We start from the raw sequence: 13,954 nt of genomic DNA on the forward strand, positions 1-13,954 counted from the left end.
AACTTTTTTTAAAAAAAGTGGCCATCACTTCACCCTATTGTTCAATAACTCCTGGTTAACAATTTTACCTCACAGCGCAATGGCACATTTTATTAAGTTGCAGCAAGCGGCTGCATTGCCGCCAGTCTAAACCTTTACAGATCAACCAAAACCGGGTTGCCGGCAACTGAAAAACTCAACCAATTATGGCAAATCATCAAATCCAATCCGCCGCTGTTCCGCCTTCAGCCAACCTCGAAAAAATGTGCACCTGTTATGACGACATTCTGAATGACCTGCAGAACTTTGACCCGTTCAGCGCCTCGCAGATCATTTGCAACGTGATCAACGAACATATCAAACGCCTCACCAGCGTTATCAAACATCATAATGAGATAGCCGAATCTGCGGAAAAAAGCATGGAAGCACTGGCAGACGGGCTTCGGCGACTAAGGCTGCAGGCCCAGAAGGTGGTAGACGATACCCGCAACACGGTGATCAGGCTGACCCCGGAAGACCGGGACCCGGTGTATTCCGGTGAGGGATGACAAACTCTTTGTTTCCCCTGAGGGGGAGTGCTATATGTACTTTGTTTATTGAAGGGAAAATTTTACATGGCGGATGGTTTCTTCCATCTGCGTATCTACTTCTCTTATTTCTGTGCACAAAGTATCAGCGTCTTTCCATTTGATCTTTGCAGGCCCCGCTTTCCCTGACCCCGTACAACTCAAAACCGTTCTCATTAAACTGCGCCACCAGGTCTACATTGGCCGTGATGAAGTGTTTTTTGTCCGGCGAAATAACAAATGTGGCGGTTATTCATGTTTTAACTTGAAGCCAATGCGCGTCCTTGGCTGTTCAGGCTGATGCAACAGTTGTTTCAGGCATTCAAAGATGCGGGCAATATCTTCATCATGCCCGGTTACTTTCCTTTCCAGTTGTTCCAGCTTCAGCAAAATGTCTTTATGCGCCAGCAGAGCCTCCCGCATGCGGGCAAAAATGCGGATGAGGCGGATATTGACAGAAATGGCCCTTTCGCTGTTGAGGATGCAAGACAGCATGGTAACGCCCTGTTCGGTGAAGCAAAACGGTGCATACCGCAACCCCTGCCGGTCTTTTTTGGAGGACGCAAAATGCGTCCTCCAATTTTCGAATTCTTCTTCGTTCATTTCGAACATAAAATCTTCGGGGAAGCGGGCCATGTTGCGGCGAACGGCTTCTTTCAACCTTTTGGTTTCTACACCGTACAACTCCGCCAGGTCACGGTCTATCATTATTTTCTGGCCCCTTACGAGGTAAATCTTGTTGATGATGAGCTCATCAGATACAACCGGTATGTTCTTGGATGTAGGCATTACAAACAATGTTTCTGATGAATGTACCATTAAAGATCATTCAACCAATAAAGAAAATGCCAGATGTGATATTGTTTCTGAAAAGGATTATAAAAATCCATGCTGCCGCTAAAAAATTGGAAGTCACAGATTGTGCCCCAATTTTTCCCTAACACCCGGGGCCGGCCAAAAAGCAACACGCTTCTCAACCGGCCGCGGCTATAAAGAAATGTACTGGTCTATTCAATCACCATGTTGTACGGCAGCTTTGCCTGTACCCCTCCTGTCATCTGCTTCAGCTCCCTGATGGTTTTGTACAGGTTGTATTGCTCTCCCAGCTCCTCCTGTATCATGCGGGCGCGCATTTCGCTGCCCAGGCTCTTCATGATGCGGGCGTAGGGATCTTTCACCTTGGGGTAAGTGGCCAGTTTATGCTCAGGCAGGTTGGCCATGCGGGCTGCGCAGGCAATAGCGTCTTTAATGCCGCCCAGGCGGTCTACCAGGCCCATTTTATGCGCCTGTATGCCCGTCCACACCCGGCCTTGCGCAATGCTATCCACCACGGAGGCATCCAGCTTGCGGCCTTCGGTAACGCGGTGTTTGAAAGTAGCGTAAATAGTATCTACAGAGCGCTGGATGATCTGTTTTTCCTTCTCTGTGAGCGGGCGGCTGGCGCTGCCAAGGTCTGCATACTCAGCCGTTTTGACGCCGTCAAAGGTCACGCCCAGCTTATTATTGAAAAAGCCCTGCATGTTGGGCAACACGGCAAATACACCAATAGAGCCGGTGAGCGTGTTGGGTTCCGCAAAAATGGAATCTGCCATGCAGGAAATATAATAACCGCCGGAAGCCGCATAGTCTCCCATGCTCACTATCACCGGTTTGCTTTTGCGCGCCAGGCTCAGTTCCCGCCAGATGCCTTCAGATGCCAGGGCGCTGCCGCCGGGAGAGTTCACACGGAATACAATGGCCTTGATGTCTTTATCCTGCCGCACTTCGCGGATGATCTTGATATAGTCTTCGCTGGCAATGCCGGTAGGCTCTTCATTGTGGCCGCCGGTAATATCCCCCTCGGCATAGATGAGCGCAATGTTGCCGTTCATCTCGTAGAGGTTGTTGGCCTTGTCGTAGCTGTTAAGGGACACAAAGTTCACTTTTTCGTCTCCTTTCAGGTTCAGCAGGCGTTTGATATCGTCCATCACCTGGTCGTTATACTTCAGGGCGTCTACCAGTTTATATTTTTCCGCGTCAGCCGGTTCCTGTATGAGGCCCTGGTTGGCGTAACCGTGCAGGGTGGCAGTATCTATCTTGCGGGAAGCGGAAACTTTCTGCAGGAACTCTCCGTACAGCTCGCCCAGGAAAGCGGTGGTCTGTATGCGGTTGGCTTCGGTCATCTTTGTTTCGCGCAGCGGCTCCGTAGCGCTTTTGAACTTGCCGTTGTAGAAGATCTGCGGCTGTATTTCCAGCTTTTCCAGGGTACCCTTGAGATACATCATGGTAATGGAAAAACCGCTGAAGTCTATCATGCCTTTAGGATGAAGATATACCTTGTCTGCCGCAGAGGCCAGGTAATAAGCGTTTTGTGACATTTGCTCCGCATACGCCACTACAAACTTTTTGCTTTGCCTGAACTCCACGATGGCGCGGCGCAGCTCTTCACTGGCGGCATAGCCGTTGCCGTTGCCCTCTGCCTTGAGGTAAATGCCTTTCACTTTATCGTCTTTCGCTGCTTTGTTGATGAGGCGTACCACGTCAAACAGCCCCGGTTTTTCGGCAGATTTGCCTGACATGTAAGCCACCACCGCATTTTCCACTTTCCGCTGCTCGTTGAAAGATTCACTGAGGTCTATCACCAGCACGGCATTGGGGCCTACGGTCACCTTGTCGCCAGAGGCGGCCACCCTGGCAATGATCATCAGCATAAAGAGAAAAGCGACAATGGAAAAAACGATAAGGGCTACAAAGGAAGCGAGGAAAAACTTTAGGAAACTGCGCATGTTCTTGTTGTTAGTTTAGATGCTGGATTTGGGTAAAGATACCGGCCCAAATTTCGAAATCTTCATTATTTTTTTCAAAAATACGGAATATGGCTACTTTTGGGCCGTCAAAATACATGAATACTGCAATATTACTTATAGGTGGCAATATCGGGGACCGGCCCCGGAACCTGCAAAAAGCAGCGGAGCTCATTGCCGCCAGGGCAGGGCATATTACCCGGAAATCCGCCTTGTATGAAACCGCTCCCTGGGGCGGAGTGCAACAGCCTGACTACCTGAACCAGGCCCTCGTGCTGGAAACGCCTTTAGGGCCGGAGGAGTTGCTGGATACCCTGCTGCAAACGGAAAAAGAGATAGGCCGGGTACGCCGCCTCAAATGGGGCGCCCGGGTCATTGATATTGACATGATCTTTTTCAATAATGAAGTGATCACCCTGCCACAGCTGAAAATCCCCCATCCGCAGATGCAGAACCGCCGTTTTGTGCTGGCGCCGCTGCAGGAAATAGTGCCAGACTGGGTGCACCCTATTCTGCAGCTCACCGTGAGCCAGTTGCTGGAGGCCTGTACAGATACTCTGCCCGCCCATAAACTGGCTACTGCCGCCCCCTGAAATATGCGCTATCGCTTTATTACCATAGAAGGCAATATAGGCGCGGGAAAAACCACCCTGGCCCTGAAGCTGGCGGAACACCTTCAGGCTCGGCTCATACTGGAAGAATTTGCGGACAACCCTTTTCTGCCCAAGTTCTATGAGCAGCCTGACCAATATGCTTTTCCCCTGGAACTGTTCTTTATGGCGGAGCGGTACAAACAACTGAAGGAGGTGCTGGCTGCCCAGGACCTTTTTACCCGTTACACCGTAAGTGACTACCTGTTCATTAAAAGCCTGCTCTTTGCCAAAATGAACCTGCAGGAAGATGAATTCTCCCTTTTCCAGAAACTGTTTGACATCATCAACCCCCAGCTGGCCCAGCCGGAACTGCTGATCTTTCTCAATGCCCCTGTAAGCCTGCTGCAAAGGAATATTAAAAAGCGGAACCGCAGTTATGAGCAGCAGATACCGGATGCCTACCTGCTGAAGGTGCATGACATGTATATGCAATACCTCCGGCAGCATGCCGTGCGCACCCTGATGGTAGACGCTGCACAAATGGATTTTTTGCGAAGTGAAAATGATTTCAACGGCCTGCTGGCGGCCCTGGAGAAAGACTTTCCGCCGGGCGTAACGTACCTCTGACGGAGTTTTGGGGAAACAACGCTGCAATAAAAAAGAACCTTAACGGCAACCTGCCCCGGATGACACCATGCATCACCCAGGAACGGGCACATATAAGAAGGTGGCCTGTTACCGACCAACAGCAAACGGCCACCCTCATTACATCAGATCACTACGCGGCATCAATTACCGGGTCAACAAAAGCGGTCAGCAGCGAAACTGCCAGCGGACCTGCCAACGGAACATTGAGCGCAAACCCTTTTGTAAGGGAATAAGCGGCTTTCGCCAGCGTGAGGATGTTATTTACATAACCACCCCCCTGGATGTTTGTCAGTGCGGCTGCGTCCAGTTCTTCGCAGCCAAATAGTTTTTGCTCCATAGCATATGGTTTTAATTGACGTTGATGAATTTAACGTAAAATCAGCATGCACAGGCTTGCCATTATTGTTCATTCTTTCCCTGTCTGTTCAACCTGTTCATTCCCTATGTTAAAAAAATTTCAACCCCGCATAGGGGGCTTTGCCCGTTAGCCGGTTATAATAGCAGAAACCACAAAAACAGCATATATGAAACAATTATTACTGCTTGTAACTGCATGCATGATAGCCGGCCTGGCACAGGCGCAGCAAATAGAGACCCTCTCCGGCCAACGCGGCGGCCCCGGCAAGCTGGGCGCGTACGGCGCTCTGCAGGGCAAGCTGACGGCCATAGACGGCAAGCTGGCCGTGATCAGCGGCGGCTATGGCGGCGTGTTCCTCAACAAAAAAATACTGCTGGGCGCAGGCGGTTACTCTCTTGCCAACCGCATCAAGCTGAACAATACAGATAACCACGAGCTGGGCTTCTGGTACACCGGCGGGGTATTTGAATATGTGCACAATACGGATAAACTGTTCCACTGGTCTGCCGGCATGCTGGTAGGCGGAGGCGGCATTTCCGAGCGCGAGCGCACTACCCGTCATGACAAAGACCGTGACCGCGTGCATACTTCCAATGCCGTATTTGTGGCAGAGCCGTTCGTAAACGCGGAAATGAACATCACCCCCTACATTCGTGTAATTGCGGGCGGCACCTACCGCCAGGTGCTGGGCGCCGGCAATGTGCCTATCACGGACGGCAAGCTCAGCTTCCCCTCCTTCCACCTGGGCATCAAGGCAGGCATCTTTTAACCGCCTGTACAGAAAGCCCCCTATCCTTTTGCGCTATTTACGCTAATTTTGGCCGCCGGGAACTGCAAACGCAGGCCCGGCGTTCGCCATGCATAAACCCTGTAACACTTTGCCACGTACCTGTTTCATACTCCTGATCTTTTTCACGGGTATCTACTCCGCCACCGGCCTGTACGCCCAGCAGCCGCTCAGCAAAACCGTGTCCGTTAAAGTGGTGCGCCAGCCGGTAGATACGGTGCTTTCCATGCTCAGCCGGCAAAGCCAGGGCGCCATTTCCTACATTGGCAGCCCTTTCCGGAGAGATAGCCTGGTTACGCTCACCATGGTGAACAAACCCCTCAGGCAGGTGCTTGACCAGCTTTTCCAGGGCCGCATGCAGTACATGGAAAGCGGCGACAATATTATTCTTCAGCGGGCGGATGCACAGCGGGAGCGGCACTATGTGATCAGCGGCACGGTGCGTGACAGGCAAAGCGGCCTGGTGATACAGAACGCGAGCATTTATGAACACAGCAACCTTACCTCTACCTTCACAGACAGCGAAGGCCGCTTTCATTTGCGGTTGAGAGACCGCGGGCGGCTCCCGTCCGTACAGCTTACCGTCAGCAAAGAATTTTACCTGGATACAGCCCTTTACGTGATGCCCGGCTTTGACCGGGAAATATCCGTTGCCATTGCGCCCGCGCCGCCGGTGCAACTGCGGGAGTTCACTGTTACAGAAGGTGTGGAGAAAACCTGGCTGGGCAAACGCCTGCTGTCCAGCACACTCAGAAGGCAAACACAGAACATCTCCCGTTTTTTTGCTGAAAAACCTATCCAGTCTTCCCTTGTGCCTTCGCTGGGCTCCCACGGCAAAATGGCCGGACAGGTGGTGAACAAATTTTCACTGAACATTATAGGCGGCTATGCCGCCGGTCTTGACGGGGTGGAAGTTGCCGGCGGTTTCAACATCAACAAAAAAGACGTGCAATACGCCCAGGTGGCCGGCCTGTTCAACATGGTGGGCGGCCACATGAAGGGCGCGCAGGCTACGGGAGGAATGAACAGGATCATGAAATCCGCAGAAGGCGCGCAAGCGGCCGGCATTGCCAATATTGTAGACAGCAGCCTTACCGGCGCCCAGGCGGCTGGCGGCATCAACAAGGCCGGCGGCAACTCCCGCGGGGCGCAGGTGGCCGGCATTGCCAACGTCAGCTACGGAGACTTTAACGGCCTGCAGGCAGCGGGCGGACTCAACACCATCCGCGGCCAGGCCATGGGTGTGCAAATAGCCGGGCTCAGCAACTTCGATCAGGGCGCATTGAACGGCGCGCAGATCACCGGCGGGCTGAACCATGCTACCGGCAAAGTAGGCGGCCTCCAGATTGCGGGCATCTACAACTCTGCCGGCGGAGACCTGTACGGGCTGCAGCTGGCGGGCGGGGCCAACCGCAACAAAGGCAGCAACCATGGCATGCAGCTCGGCCTGTTCAACTATACGCGCCACCTCAGGGGCCTGCAATTCGGGCTCATCAACGTGGCAGACTCTTCCTCCGGCACCAGCATAGGTTTGATAAACATTGTGCGCAAAAACGGCTACTATAAACTCTCTGTTTCCTCCAGTGACCTGCTGCCTGTGCAGATAGCCGTCAAAACCGGGCGCAGGCAGTTCTATTCCATGCTCATAGCCGGAAAGAACGATGACCGGCACAGTTTGGGCTTTGGCATAGGGAGGGAGTTCTCACTTTACAAAAATCTTCTGCTCACCACGGAGCTGACACAGCAAACGCTGTTCGGCAATGCCTGGGAAGTACATGCCACCATAGGCCGCCTGCTGCCTTTGCTGAATTACCGCCTCACTCCCTGGCTGACCGTACATGGGGGGCCAGCTCTTTCTATCGGGGAATACAGCATTGAGCAACCCGTGCCGGGCAAGGGCTATCCTTCCTTTTTCAACGGGGATGGTTTTACCGGCTGGCTGGGCTGGCAGGCCGGCATCACTTTGTTCTGATCTCTTTTCGTAAATTGAGGATACTTCAAACCAGGTAGTATGAAAGCATTGCTGCATACCGTCCTGCGCATGCTGCGCACCTTCCGCCGGCCCTCCCGCCATGTCAACCTCCAACGCATGCAGCGGCGTGGGGAAAGCCTGAGCACCCTCATCATCCGGGAAGCCACTGCAAGAGACATTCCCGCCCTTGGCGCGTTACACGCAAAAACCTGGAGTGATACCTACCCGCGGGTAATACATCCGCCTACCGCCCAATTGCGGGAACACCAGTGGAGAGAACAGTTCAAGGTAACAGACGGCAGATGGTGCTGCTATGTGGTGGAGAACAGCCGTGGACAGCTGGTGGGCTTTGCCAAAGGCATACCTTTTAAAGCGGAAGCGATGCCCGATTTCAACGGGGAGCTCAGCAAAATATACCTGCTGCGCGGGTATCAGCGCCTGGGGCTGGGCAGCAGGCTGCTGGAAAAAGTAGTGCAGCATTTTCTGCAGCGCGGCATCCGCAATATGCTATTGTTTGCAGACCCCGGCAATGCCTCCTGCCGTTTTTATGAAACGTTGGGCGCCGAAAAGCTGTTTGACAGAAAAGGCGCCTTTCATGGCGCCTACGGCTGGCGCGATCTGCAGGAGCTGCTCAACCGCCTCCGCTGAGCTGTGCCGCAATCCACCCGCTTGTCCATGCATGCTGGAAGTTGAAGCCGCCCGTAATACCGTCCACATCCATCACCTCTCCGGCAAAATACAGGTTGGGCGCTACCCGGCTGCACATGGTAAGCGGGTCTATTTCAGCCAGTTGTATGCCGCCGCAGGTCACAAATTCTTCCTTGAAAGTGGTTTTGCCCTTTACGGCAAACTCCATGGCCGTGAGCAGCCTGATCAGTTTATTCTGTTCACGCGCGGGCAGCTCCGCCCACCGCGCACTTTCGTGTATGCCAGCCTGTTGCAGCAAAAACTGCCAGAGCCTTTGCGGCAGCCCAAAGGGGTTGCGGGTATAGATCATTTGCCCTCCCATGTTCAACCGCAGCGCGGCCCAGGCTTCGCGAAGGGAATTTTCGTGATGGTCCGGCAGCCAGTTCACTACCAGGGTAAAGGTATACTGCTGTTCCTGCAGGTAGCGGGCGCCCCAGGCGGAAAGCCGCAATACGGCCGGCCCGCTCATGCCCCAGTGGGTAATCAGCAGCGGGCCTGTTTCCTGCAGCTTGCTGCCCGCTATTTTCACCTGCGCCTCCGGTACCGTTACGCCCATCAGCGCGGTAACGGGATTTTGCGGCATGTTAAAAGTAAAGAGCGAAGGCGCCGGCTCTTCAATATGGTGCCCCAGCGCCTGCAGCCAGCTGTATTTGCCCGCCTGGGCGTAACCGCCGGCCGCAATGCACAGGTAACGCGCCGGCAGGGTGCGGCCGCCGGCGAGATACACCAGCCAGTGGCCGTCTGGTCCTGCTGATTGACGTTCCACTTTTTCCACCTCCGCATGCGTAAGCACCTGCACCCCGTATTTGTCCGCCTCCCGCAGCAAGCAGTCTATAATGGTCTGGGAACTGTCTGTATCAGGGAACATCCGGCCATCAGCCTCCGTTTTCAGGCGCACACCTCTATCCGCATACCAGCGCACCGTATCTGCGGTAAAAAAGCGGGTGAAAGACTTTTTGAGGAAACGGCTGCCACGGGGGTAGCGCTTCACCATGTCCGGGATGCTGCTGAGGTCATGCGTCACATTACAACGTCCGCCGCCGGATACTTTCACCTTGGAAAGCAGCTTGCCCGTTTTCTCCAGCAGCACCACCTCCAGCCTGGGGTGCAGGCGGGCAGCGTTTACCGCACAAAAGAAACCGGCGGCCCCGCCGCCCACCACCACCAGCCTGTTCGTTTCCTGATGCCTTGAATCCATGGCGGCGAATTTCGCAAATATGCGGTAAATACGAAATGTTAAAATATGGTCAACTTTATCTACTAATTATTCGTAATTCACTATCTTGGAAGATTATAAACCAACAGCGATCCATGCAACGTACATCCCTGAGGAAGTTCCGTGCTCTGTTGATAGCAGGCCTGTTTGCCACCGGCATTGTAAGTGCATTGGGTTTTACAAGACCCGATGACTGGACGGAACGCATTCTGAAAGCACTGGAAAAATTTACCAACAACTACCCGCAAGAGAAAGTTTACCTGCATTTTGACCGGGATTATTACTCCGCCGGCGAAACCATCTGGTACTCCGCCTACATCACCCTCAACGAACAGCCCGCTCTCGGCGCGCGCAACCTCTACGCCGAACTGCGGGACGCCAAAGGCGCCATTGTGCAGAAACAACTGGTGGTGGCCAACGAAGGCGGTGCGGCGGGGGAATTCACCCTCCCGGAAAATATGAAACCCGGCCTCTACCAGGTGCGCGCCTATACCGCCTGGATGCTCAATTTTGACAGCTCTTTCCTGTTTTATAAAAACATCCAGGTAATGGACCCGAAAACAGGTAAAGCAGGAGAAACACCTGCTTCCAAAGAGTTTTCGGTGCAATTCTTCCCTGAAGGCGGAGACCTCATCCATAACGTCAGCAGCCTGGTGGCCTTTAAGGCCATTGACCAGAACGGCTACCCTATTAAAGTGGTGGGCGCCGTGCGTGACAGTAAAGACAAACAGGTTGGGGTCATAGAAACCGTACATGACGGCATGGGCAGCTTTGAGCTGAAACCGGAGCCGAGTGAAACCTACAAGGCGGTGATACAGTCCGCCACCGGCCAGCAGAAAACGTTCCAGCTGCCTGTAGCCAAAGAAAAAGGCGCCGTGCTGAAGGTATACAACCGCGGCGCACGGGTATTTTACCTGGCCGGCTTCAACGGGCTGGATACCAGTATGAACAAAATGCTGCTGATAGCGCAAATGCAGAACCAGGTAGTATACCGCGCCAACCTCAACGTGGAGGAAGGCCAGGTAAGCGGCCTTATTCCCGCTGCTGAATTGCCCACAGGCATTTTACAGCTCACCTTGTTTGACATGCAAGGCCGCCCCTTGAGCGAGCGCATCGTATTCCTGAAACAGAAAACCGATCTGCTCGACTTTATGCTGGACCCCAATGAGCTGAACAAGGCCCCCCGCGGCAGAACGGAACTGGTGCTCCAGGTGCCTGACAGCATGAAAGGCGGCCGCATCAGCGTGTCAGTAACAGATGCAGACCAGGTGGCGGAAGACCCGTATGCCAACAACATCGTGTCCAATACGCTGCTCACGTCAGATATTCATGGTTATGTGCACAACCCGTACTGGTATTTCCAGAATGACAGTACCAGCACCCTGGCCGCGCTCGACCTCGTGATGCTTACCAACGGCTGGCGGCGTTTTTCCTGGCAGGAAATCCTGCAGGACAAATTCCCGAAGCTCACCTACCCTTACGAGCAGGGCATTAACATTACCGGTACCGCCCGCACCGCAGGCGGCCAGCTGGTAACAGACGGTAACGTGAGTTTCCTCATCCGCATACCCATAGACAGCTCGTCCGCCTTTGCTTCCGCCCCGGTAGACGCACAGGGCAAGTTCTCTCTCAACAACCTGTTGTTCAGCGATACCGCCCACGTGTATTTCCAGGGGAACATGGCCAACAAAAAATGGAAAGACGTAGACGTAAAATTTGACCGTCACTTCTTCGATATTTACACGTCGGTTAAAACGCCCATTCCCCTGTTGCCGCCGCCGCCCATGAACAACCAGGTACTGAAAAACTACCTGGCCACCGTTAATGAAGGCATTGGCGTTAACAAGATGATCAATAACCGGCCTATCATGCTGAAAGAAGTGAACATCAACGCCCGCAAGCCCACGGTAGCAGAAACTACGGAAAAACGCTACGCCAGCGGCATGTTCAGCGGCGGGGACGGTTATACTTTTGACCTGACCGAAGAACCGCCTACTTCGTTCAACGTATTCCAGTACCTGCAGTCACGCGTACCGGGCCTGCAGATCACCGGAGACCTGAGCAGCCCTGCCCTCAGCTGGCGCGGCGGCGCTCCCGGCGTTTACCTAGACCAGATGCCGGTAGACGTGAGCATGGTAGCCTCCATCCCCATGTCTGACGTAGCGCTCATCAAAGTGTTCCGCCCACCGTTCATGGGCGGCATGGGCGGCGGCAACGGCGCCATTGCCATCTGGACGCGCCGCGGCGGCGACTACAAAGGCGATCCGAATGCCAAAGGCATGGACCTCGTGAAAAAAGGCGGCTACAAGATCATCAAGGAATTTTACAGTCCTGATTACGCCGTGAAGAAAGCCGTACACGCCCTGCCAGACAAGCGCCTTACGCTGTACTGGAACGCCAGCCTCCGGCTGGATACCACTAACCAGACCGCCCGCTTTACGTTCTATAACAATGACTTTACGAAGAACTACCGCGTGGTGGTGGAAGCCATGGACCAGTATGGGCGAGTGGGAAGGATGGTGAAGACGTTCTGATATACAGATATTATAAAATAAAACGAAGGGGCTTTCACACCGAAAGCCCCTTCCCTTTTCATGAGCCGCGGGCCATCACTAATAATCCTTTCCACCCCCTTTATGCCCGTGCCCGTTCTCTTTCTCCTGCACCAGCTTGAATACTTTGCCGGTAGTGCCTGAAGGCCCTGCCATGCTGGAAACCGTCAGGTATACTTCCCCTTCTTTATCCTGGCCGAACCCTTTCAGGTAATAGCCCAGGTCATCGGGGTTATCTTTCAGCGTTACCTCTGCAAAGTCCCACAGGCCTTTGCCGCCGCGCGGGCTGCTTATATACAGCTCGCCGTTGGGCACATTGCCCGGCTGGGAAAAGATGCCGAAGAGGTATTTGCCTTTGAACGCCGGTATTTCGTTGCCGCGGTAAACATTGCCGCCTATAACGGTGGTGGCTTTGCCGCCTTTAGGGTTATCTGCGTTGTTCAGCTCAATAACGGGGTCTATCAGCTCGTTCCCCATAGCATCAACAAAGGGACAGCTGGCCAGCTCCACCGTATTGTTGGCCGCGTCAAAACAATGGGTGCCTTCCTTTACGTTCCAGCCGTAGTTCCCTCCTTTGCGCACCACGCTTACTTCTTCATAAAGAGACTGGCCGGCGTCTCCCACATAGAGCCAGTGATTGCCGCCCATGTCAAAAGAAAAACGGTAGGGGTTACGGAAGCCGTAGGCGTATATCTCGTCACGGCCGGGTTTGCCTACAAAGGGGTTATCTGCGGGAATGCCGTAGGGGCTGCCGCTGTTCACATCTATGCGCAGGATGTTCCCGAACAGGTTGGAATCTATATCCTGGCCATTACCGCCTGCATTTACAGGGTACCAGTCCATTACGTGCCCTGGCGCCACGTCGTTAGCCGCACCGCCGTCTCCTATGGCGATGTAGAGGTAACCGTCAGGCCCGAATTCCAGCGTACCGCCATTGTGGTTGCTTTGCGGGTCATCAATATCAAACAATATTTTTTCCGAGCTCATATCCGCCATGTTCGGATCTGCAGAAACCCTGAACTCCGCAATGCGGCTCAGGTTATTCCAGGATGCGCCCGGCTGGGGGCCGCCCGCGCGGGGGCGGAGGTTGTAATAGATGTAAAAACGCCCGTTGTTCTTGTAGTCTGGATGGAACGCAAAACCTAACAGGCCGCGTTCGTCATAATTGGCATTGAGCGGCACCATGCTGCCGCTTACATCTATGAACGGCGCTGCAAGCTTGTTGCCGCCTGCATCTACGATCCAGATCTTCCCTACCTGGTCAAGGATGAACAGCCGTTTTGAATTGTCTGGCGCCTCCACCAACCCAAGCGGAGATACCAAACCTTCCGCAACAAGCTCCAGGGTGATCGCTTTCGGAGGTTTGAAATCCGTTTTTTTACAGCCGTTGAACAAAAATAAACTGATCAATACTACAGGCAGAGTGCCTGCAATAACGCGCCGGAAGTGCGCGGCCTGAGTGGAACTGATTTTCATAGTAATCACGATTTGATTGTTAATAAATCGAACTAAAAAATCGTAATAGGCAGAGAGAGAGGAAAAGCCCGTCAGACGCTTTACAACAACAGTAAAGGATTTGAGCGGAATGAAAGCACCTATTATTACGCAGGCGCAGGCATAAAAGTTGCCTGTTGCTATAAAAAACATGAAGTCTTTTTTAAGCCTTCACAACATTAAACATGCGGCAGCGCACAGCATAGCTGTTCCGTTCCGGCTACCAGCCAACGGGCAGGCTGACAACCGGTTATGCCAGGGTTTCCCCATGGTCCGGGCAGGGATGATATAGGGATAACTTACCCCTATATAGGGGTGA

At 53.5% G+C, this 13,954-nt stretch carries 12 protein-coding genes; 7 read left to right on the plus strand and 5 right to left on the minus strand.

Going from position 1 to position 13,954, the window contains the following annotated elements; genetic code table 11:
* The first annotated feature begins 185 nt into the window (after positions 1–185).
* Positions 186–527, plus strand: coding sequence for a hypothetical protein (locus ABDW36_RS15515; protein WP_343702834.1), 342 nt, complete (start codon positions 186–188; stop codon positions 525–527).
* A 267-nt stretch (positions 528–794) separates the two neighbouring features.
* Here ABDW36_RS15515 and ABDW36_RS15520 read toward each other — a convergent pair whose 3' ends face one another.
* Both ABDW36_RS15520 and sppA read right to left on the minus strand, forming a co-directional pair.
* Positions 795–1,334 carry an ORF6N domain-containing protein gene (locus ABDW36_RS15520; protein ID WP_343702835.1) on the minus strand — a complete coding sequence of 180 codons (540 nt, stop codon included), beginning with the start codon at positions 1,332–1,334 and terminating at the stop codon, positions 795–797.
* Positions 1,335–1,552: 218 nt separating this feature from the next.
* On the minus strand, positions 1,553–3,310 hold the full coding sequence (gene sppA / locus ABDW36_RS15525) for a signal peptide peptidase SppA (protein ID WP_343702836.1): 1,758 nt from the start codon (positions 3,308–3,310) through the stop codon (positions 1,553–1,555).
* Positions 3,311–3,426: 116 nt separating this feature from the next.
* Here sppA and folK point away from each other — a divergent pair, with 116 nt between their 5' ends.
* Together folK and ABDW36_RS15535 are read left to right on the plus strand one after the other, a co-directional pair.
* Positions 3,427–3,921 (plus strand): 2-amino-4-hydroxy-6-hydroxymethyldihydropteridine diphosphokinase, encoded by a 495-nt coding sequence (gene folK, locus ABDW36_RS15530; protein ID WP_343702837.1) that lies wholly within the window; start codon positions 3,427–3,429, stop codon positions 3,919–3,921.
* Positions 3,922–3,924: 3 nt separating this feature from the next.
* Positions 3,925–4,548, plus strand: coding sequence for a deoxynucleoside kinase (locus ABDW36_RS15535; protein WP_343702838.1), 624 nt, complete (start codon positions 3,925–3,927; stop codon positions 4,546–4,548).
* Positions 4,549–4,699: 151 nt separating this feature from the next.
* Here ABDW36_RS15535 and ABDW36_RS15540 read toward each other — a convergent pair whose 3' ends face one another.
* On the minus strand, positions 4,700–4,906 hold the full coding sequence (locus ABDW36_RS15540; protein WP_343702839.1) for a hypothetical protein: 207 nt from the start codon (positions 4,904–4,906) through the stop codon (positions 4,700–4,702).
* A 187-nt stretch (positions 4,907–5,093) separates the two neighbouring features.
* Between ABDW36_RS15540 and ABDW36_RS15545 the strand changes: the two genes are divergently transcribed.
* The 3 genes from ABDW36_RS15545 (at position 5,094) to ABDW36_RS15555 (ending at position 8,334) form a co-directional block, all read left to right on the plus strand.
* The gene (locus ABDW36_RS15545) at positions 5,094–5,696 is read left to right on the plus strand and encodes a hypothetical protein (RefSeq protein WP_343702840.1); all 603 of its coding nucleotides are present in this window, start codon (positions 5,094–5,096) and stop codon (positions 5,694–5,696) included.
* A gap of 109 nt (positions 5,697–5,805) precedes the next feature.
* A complete protein-coding gene (locus tag ABDW36_RS15550) occupies positions 5,806–7,686 on the plus strand; it encodes a hypothetical protein (protein ID WP_343702841.1) in 1,881 nt (626 codons plus the stop codon).
* Between the two features lie 39 nt (positions 7,687–7,725).
* On the plus strand, positions 7,726–8,334 hold the full coding sequence (locus tag ABDW36_RS15555; protein ID WP_343702842.1) for a GNAT family N-acetyltransferase: 609 nt from the start codon (positions 7,726–7,728) through the stop codon (positions 8,332–8,334).
* Here the strand turns inward: ABDW36_RS15555 and ABDW36_RS15560 are convergent.
* Complete coding sequence (locus ABDW36_RS15560) at positions 8,318–9,571, minus strand: NAD(P)/FAD-dependent oxidoreductase (RefSeq protein ID WP_343702843.1); 1,254 nt, start codon at positions 9,569–9,571, stop codon at positions 8,318–8,320. The genes ABDW36_RS15555 and ABDW36_RS15560 overlap by 17 nt on opposite strands.
* A 113-nt stretch (positions 9,572–9,684) precedes the next feature.
* On the opposite strand from ABDW36_RS15560, the gene ABDW36_RS15565 reads away from it, so the two are divergent.
* On the plus strand, positions 9,685–12,123 hold the full coding sequence (locus ABDW36_RS15565) for an MG2 domain-containing protein (protein WP_343702844.1): 2,439 nt from the start codon (positions 9,685–9,687) through the stop codon (positions 12,121–12,123).
* Between the two features lie 78 nt (positions 12,124–12,201).
* Here the strand turns inward: ABDW36_RS15565 and ABDW36_RS15570 are convergent, their stop codons facing one another.
* Complete coding sequence (locus ABDW36_RS15570) at positions 12,202–13,617, minus strand: PQQ-dependent sugar dehydrogenase (protein ID WP_343702845.1); 1,416 nt, start codon at positions 13,615–13,617, stop codon at positions 12,202–12,204.
* Between the last annotated feature and the right edge of the window lie 337 nt (positions 13,618–13,954).

Source organism: Chitinophaga sp. (assembly GCF_039596455.1).
Taxonomy (GTDB): Bacteria; Bacteroidota; Bacteroidia; order Chitinophagales; family Chitinophagaceae; genus Chitinophaga.

Coding starts and splice junctions, on each gene's coding strand:
- ABDW36_RS15555 (WP_343702842.1), top strand. CDS start 7,726: ATGAAAGCATTGCTGCATACCGTCCTGCGCATGCTGCGCACCTTCCGC.
- sppA (WP_343702836.1), bottom strand. CDS start 3,310: ATGCGCAGTTTCCTAAAGTTTTTCCTCGCTTCCTTTGTAGCCCTTATC.
- ABDW36_RS15565 (WP_343702844.1), top strand. CDS start 9,685: ATGCAACGTACATCCCTGAGGAAGTTCCGTGCTCTGTTGATAGCAGGC.
- ABDW36_RS15545 (WP_343702840.1), top strand. CDS start 5,094: ATGAAACAATTATTACTGCTTGTAACTGCATGCATGATAGCCGGCCTG.
- ABDW36_RS15540 (WP_343702839.1), bottom strand. CDS start 4,906: ATGGAGCAAAAACTATTTGGCTGCGAAGAACTGGACGCAGCCGCACTG.
- ABDW36_RS15560 (WP_343702843.1), bottom strand. CDS start 9,571: ATGGATTCAAGGCATCAGGAAACGAACAGGCTGGTGGTGGTGGGCGGC.
- ABDW36_RS15535 (WP_343702838.1), top strand. CDS start 3,925: ATGCGCTATCGCTTTATTACCATAGAAGGCAATATAGGCGCGGGAAAA.
- ABDW36_RS15515 (WP_343702834.1), top strand. CDS start 186: ATGGCAAATCATCAAATCCAATCCGCCGCTGTTCCGCCTTCAGCCAAC.
- ABDW36_RS15570 (WP_343702845.1), bottom strand. CDS start 13,617: ATGAAAATCAGTTCCACTCAGGCCGCGCACTTCCGGCGCGTTATTGCA.
- folK (WP_343702837.1), top strand. CDS start 3,427: ATGAATACTGCAATATTACTTATAGGTGGCAATATCGGGGACCGGCCC.
- ABDW36_RS15520 (WP_343702835.1), bottom strand. CDS start 1,334: ATGCCTACATCCAAGAACATACCGGTTGTATCTGATGAGCTCATCATC.